2 protein-coding genes are annotated in these 1597 nt (G+C 57.0%); both read right to left on the bottom strand.

Annotation, left to right across the window (positions count from 1 at the left end):
* Positions 1-854: 50S ribosomal protein L11 methyltransferase (gene prmA, locus ACTHSP_RS20455; RefSeq protein WP_440346816.1), on the bottom strand; the 854-nt coding region annotated here is incomplete at its 3' end.
* An 89-nt stretch (positions 855-943) separates the two neighbouring features.
* Positions 944-1597, bottom strand: a 654-nt coding sequence (dapB, locus tag ACTHSP_RS20450) for a 4-hydroxy-tetrahydrodipicolinate reductase (RefSeq protein WP_440346815.1), incomplete at its 5' end; no start/stop codon positions are given.

Here is a 1597-nt window from a genome sequence, read left to right as displayed (position 1 = left end):
TCTTCGATTTCGGCAGGCTCGATGTCGAACCATTGGCTGTAAATGCCGCTGAGTTCTTCGACTTGTTCGTCCAAAAGGCCGGACAAGACAATGCGGCCGCCTTGTTTGGTACGCGCGGCAAGCATTTCGCCGAGCATACGCAGCGGGTTTGCCAGAATGTTGGCGACAACGACATCAAATTGACCTTGCGGCAGGCCGTCCGGCAGGTAGAACTGCGCATCGACGTTGTTTTGCGCGGCATTGTCTTTGCTGGCACGGATGGCTTGTTCGTCAATATCTACGCCGATGGCGGAGCCTGCGCCGAGTTTGAGGGCGGCAATGGCCAAAATGCCTGAGCCGCAGCCGTAGTCCAATACGCTTTCACCGCCTTTGAGCTGCGTGTCCAGCCATTTGAGGCAGAGGCGGGTGGTCGGATGGCTGCCTGTGCCGAAGGCAAGGCCAGGGTCGAGTTGCAGGTTGACGGCGTTGCCGTCGGGCGCTTCGTGCCAAGATGGGGTAATCCACAGGCGGTCGGAAATTTGAATCGGGTCGAATTGCGCTTGGGTCAGGCGTACCCAGTCTTGATCTTCAAGGATTTCGCCGGTGTATTTCAAATCGTTCAAACCGCATTCATGCGCGGCGGCTTCGATAATGGAAGCGGCGTCGTCGCTTTCGCCGAAAAGGGCAATGACTTTGCTTTGTTGCCAGATTTGCTCGGTCGGCATGCCCGGCTCGCCGAAAATAGCCTGCTCGTTTTCTGTACCGGCGTAGGCATCTTCAATGGCGGCGGACAATGCGCCGTGTTCCATCAGCGCGTCGGCAAGGCGTTCGGCGACGGCATCGTTGACGTTGATGGTGATTTGTTGATAGGACATAATGGGGCTTTCTTTTTAATAAGGCCGTCTGAAAATCGACGTTGTGCTTTCAGACGGCCTTGTAAGGTATGAAACCTGATGATGCGGGTTTATCGGTTTTTCAAACCCAGTACGTCTTGCATATCGTACAGGCCTTTTTTGCCGTTTGCCCAAACTGCGGCGCGTACGGCACCGGCGGCAAAAGTCATGCGGCTGCTGGCTTTGTGGGTAATTTCCACGCGCTCGCCGTCTGTGGCGAAGAGGGCGGTGTGGTCGCCGACGATGTCGCCTGCGCGGACGGTGGCAAAACCGATGGTGGACGGATCGCGCGGGCCGGTGTGGCCTTCGCGGCCGTAAACGGCGCATTCTTTGAGGTCGCGGCCGAGTGCATCGGCAATGACTTCACCCATGCGCAACGCAGTGCCGCTTGGGGCATCGACTTTGTGGCGGTGGTGGCCTTCGATGATTTCGATGTCGTAGCCTTCGTTTAACACGCGGGCGACGGTGTCGAGGATGTGGAAGGTCAGGTTGACGCCGACGCTGAAATTGGCTGCAAAAACAACGCCTGTTTTTTCGCCTGCGGCTTGGATGGCGGCTTTGCCTGCGTCGTCGAAACCGGTGGTGCCGATGATGATGTTGACGCCTTTTTCCACGCATTTTTGCAGGTGTTTTAGGGTTGGCTCGGGGCGGGTAAAGTCGATGAGGACATCGCTTTGAGCCAGTACGGCATCCACGTCGTCTGAAATGGCAACGCCGGTTTTGAG

It is taken from the genome of Neisseria sp. P0001.S005 (genome assembly GCF_051963715.1).
The sequence above is the reverse complement of the archived record's forward strand: the minus strand, read 5'-3'. Positions and strand labels throughout refer to the sequence as shown.